Below are 3,463 nucleotides of genomic sequence, written 5' to 3' on the forward strand. Positions count from 1 at the left end.
TGGCTGTTTCCGGCAGACCTTAGCCTTGCCAGGCCGTCACCGACTGGCAGCATTTTTAGCATTGTGAAAACAATCGCGATCACATTTCTCTCACGAAATGTTCGTTTATTGGTTTTTCATGTTCTAATATGAGCGAAATCAAACATTGCTGTCATGGCAAACACAAAATAAGAAAGTAGGTGAACATGAGCGAACATTATGATCTGGTCGTCGTCGGCGGCGGCATCAACGGGGTCGGCATCGCGGCAGATGCGGCGGGGCGGGGGCTGAAGGTGGCGCTGTTCGAGGCGAGCGATCTCGCCTCTGCCACCTCGTCCAACTCCAGCAAGCTGATCCACGGCGGCCTGCGCTACCTCGAACATTACGAATTCCGGCTGGTGAAAGAGGCGCTGGCGGAGCGGGAGGTCCTGCTCGGCATGGCTCCCCACATCGCCCGTCCCATGCGTTTTCGTCTGCCCCATCGCCCGCACCTGCGTCCGGCCTGGATGATCCGAGCCGGTCTCTTCCTTTATGACAACCTGGCCAAGCGGGACAAGCTCAAGGGGAGTTGCGGTCTGCGCTTCCTGCCACAGGACGGTCTCAAGAGCGGCATCAACAAGGGCTTTGAATACTCGGACGCCTGGGTCGACGACGCCCGGCTGGTGGTGCTCAATGCCATGCTGGCGCGGGACAAGGGCGCTGACGTGCAGACCCGTACCCGCTGCGTCAAGGCGGTGCGCGGCTCCAAGCACTGGACCCTGACGCTGGAGCGGGAAGGGGGCGAGCAGTTCACCGTCAGCTGCCGTGGTCTGGTCAATGCGGCGGGCCCCTGGGTCAAGACCTTCTATGACGAGAGCCTGAGCGAGAAATCCCCCCGCGGCATTCGCCTCATCAAGGGGAGCCACATGATAGTGCCGCGCATCCATGAGCGCGAAGAGGCTTACATCCTGCAAAACGAGGACAACCGCATCGTCTTCGTCATCCCCTACCAGCAGGACTATTCCCTCATCGGCACCACGGACGTGGAGCACAAGGGCAGCCCGCGGGAAGCCAAGATCAGCGATGCCGAGATCAACTACCTGTGCAAGGTGGTCAATGCCCACTTCACCAGGCAGATAAGCCCGGCAGACGTGGTGTGGACCTATGCCGGGGTGCGCCCCCTGTGTGACGACGAGTCCGATTCACCCCAGGCGGTGACCCGGGACTACACGCTCGAGCTCAGTGGTGAATCCGACGGCGCGCCGCTCTTGTCGGTGTTTGGCGGCAAGCTCACCACCTACCGCAAGCTGGCCCAGGCCGCCTGCAACAAGCTCAAGCCCTGGTTCAGCCAGATGGGAGAGGACTGGACCGCCTCCTGCCGGCTGCCCGGTGGCGAGTTCGACTGCTCGGTGCGTGAACTGGCGCGTGCCTTTGCGCTGGAATTCGACTGGCTCGACGATCGCAGCGCCCTGCGCATCGCCGAAGCCTATGGCGCTCATGCCCGCCTCTGGCTGAAGGAGGAGCGCGGCCAGCACTTTGGCGCCGGGCTGTATGAATCCGAAGTGCGCTATCTCATCGCGCGCGAATGGGCCCACTCCCTGGAGGACATCCTGTGGCGCCGCAGCAAGCTGGGGCTGCGCCTGTCGGAATCCGAACAGCAGCAGCTCGGTGCCTGGCTGCTCGAACACCACCACGCCCTGCCCGAAGCCTGCTGATGACCCACGGCGGGCGGCCTTTGCCGTCCGCCGTCAAACTGCAATAAACCCCTGCTATAACAATTACCTGCATCCTACACACCATAACAACGAGACCTCTTGATGAAGCAACCTCACCGTACCCTGATAGCCCTTGGCCTCGGGGCTGCCCTGGCGCTGCCTGCACTGGCGGCCGACGAAGGCAAAATCGTGATCGCCCACCGTGGTGCCTCCGGTTACCTGCCGGAACACACCCTGGAATCCAAAGCCCTGGCCTATGGCATGGGGGCCGACTATCTGGAGCAGGACCTGGTGATGACCAAGGATGACCAGCTGGTGGTGATGCACGATCACTTCCTTGATGGCATCACGGACGTGGCCGAGCGCTTCCCCGGCCGGGCCCGCCCGGACGGTCGCTACTATGTGGTGGATTTCACCCTGAACGAGGTGCGCTCCCTGCGCATGACCGAGCCGTTCCAACTGGTGGACGGCAAGCAGGTGCCGGTCTATCCGGCGCGCTTCCCGCTGTGGAAGTCGAGCTTCAGGATCCACACCTTCCAGGAAGAGATCGAGATGATCCAGGGGCTCAACAAGAGCACCGGCAAGCACATCGGCATCTACCCGGAGATAAAAGCTCCCTGGCTGTTCCGCCACGAAGGCAAGGACATCTCCAGGGCGGTGCTCAAGGTACTGAAGGAGTACGGCTACACCAGCAAGAACGACAAGGTCTATCTGCAGTGTTTCGATGCCAACGAGCTCAAGCGCATCAACAGCGAACTGATGCCCGCCATGGGTATGGACTTGAAGTTGGTGCAGTTGATGGCCGAGACCGACTGGAACGAGACCATGGTCTACGATGCCAAGGGCAAGGCGACCCCCTACAGCTATGACTGGATGTTCAAGCCGGGGGCCATGAAGACCATCGCCACCTATGCCGAGGGAATCGGTCCCTGGAAACCCATGGTGGTGACCGAGCCGGGCACTCCCGGCAAGCCGGTCTTCACCGGCATGGTGAAAGAGGCCCACGCGGCCGGTCTCAAGGTGCATCCTTATACCTTCCGTCAGGATGAGGGGCAGATCCCGGCCTATGCGAAAGACTTCACCGACCTGCTCAACATCTTCCTCTACCAGGCCGATGTGGATGGGGTATTCAGCGACTTCCCCGACAAGGCGGTCGAGGCTATCAAGGCCCACGGCAAATAATAAAAGAAGAGCAACACGGGAATGCAAGCGGGGCCAGGTGTCCCGCTTTTTTGTGCCCGGCATTATCGCCGGGATGAGGGGCCGGATAAGGGGCCATGAGAGGGGGCAGAGAGATGATATTGAAATGGATGGGTGTAATCTAAAGTTTACGATTTGGGGCTGATCTGGCCTCGCGAGTCGCTACTTTTGAGTTGTTTCACTCTGCTTTCTTGGTCATTTATCCATCTATCAGCGCGCAAAGACGCTAGTTTCACTTGATTGTTTGTTTTTCCTTGGTAAGGTGGGGGCGGTTGCGTAACAAAGTGCTGACTTGTGTAAACATAAATGAACGATCGGCGCCCTTGGCTTGAAACAGTAGAGAGAATGAGAAAATGCAAAGAGATCCCCTGAACAACATCCATATCCAGTCCGAACAAGTGATGATCACGCCTGCCCAGCTCAAGGAGAAACTGCCCATCTCCGATCGCGCGCTGGCATTCGTGCAAGGGGCCCGCAATACCATCGCCGACATCATCCACCGTCGCGATCACCGCCTGCTGGTGATCTGTGGTCCCTGCTCCATCCACGACATGGACGCTGCCAAAGAGTACGCAACCAGACTCAAAGCG

The 3,463-nt window shown here is 59.6% G+C and carries 2 protein-coding genes and 1 pseudogene; all 3 read left to right on the top strand.

The window, feature by feature from the left end; translation table 11 throughout:
- The first annotated feature begins 185 nt into the window (after positions 1-185).
- Positions 186-1,673, top strand: coding sequence for a glycerol-3-phosphate dehydrogenase (glpD, locus tag J9889_RS14625; RefSeq protein ID WP_039038617.1), 1,488 nt, complete (start codon positions 186-188; stop codon positions 1,671-1,673).
- 102 nt (positions 1,674-1,775) lie between these two features.
- Entirely contained in the window at positions 1,776-2,855 is a 1,080-nt protein-coding gene (glpQ, locus tag J9889_RS14630; RefSeq protein WP_053288566.1) for a glycerophosphodiester phosphodiesterase, read from the top strand.
- 371 nt (positions 2,856-3,226) lie between these two features.
- A pseudogene (locus tag J9889_RS14635) lies at positions 3,227-3,463 on the top strand (3-deoxy-7-phosphoheptulonate synthase); the annotation flags it as partial.

The organism is Aeromonas sp. PrichA-15 (assembly GCF_017939245.1).
In the GTDB taxonomy this organism is placed as follows: Bacteria; Pseudomonadota; Gammaproteobacteria; order Enterobacterales; family Aeromonadaceae; genus Aeromonas; species Aeromonas caviae.